The organism is Oleiphilus sp. HI0086, assembly GCF_001635225.1.
The window spans coordinates 1-289 of the sequence record NZ_LWFZ01000489.1 but is presented as its reverse complement, the minus strand read 5'-3'; the positions used below and the strand labels follow the sequence as shown (position 1 = coordinate 289).

At 40.8% G+C, this 289-nt stretch carries 1 protein-coding gene; it reads left to right on the top strand.

Annotated elements, in window-relative coordinates:
• Positions 1–66: 66 nt before the first annotated feature.
• On the top strand, positions 67–289 hold a 223-nt coding region (locus A3756_RS06005; protein ID WP_156490310.1), incomplete at its 3' end, for a hypothetical protein.

The window sequence follows — 289 nt, the reverse complement described above, 5'->3', positions numbered from 1 at the left end:
CTGTTATTAAACGGTGTCAACCGTTCAACAATTCAGACCGTTAAGTCACAAAACTGGGGAATATAAATGGCCTACTCGTATACAGAGAAAAAGCGTATTCGTAAAGAATTTGGCGTGTTACCAACCGTCATGGATGTGCCGTATCTTTTGTCTATTCAAATAGACTCGTACTTAAGCTTCTTGCAGAGTGACAATGACCCAGAGTCTCGTGACGATGTTGGTCTTCACGCTGCATTCAAGTCAGTTTTTCCAATTTTGAGCTTCTCAGGTAATGCTGCATTAGAATATG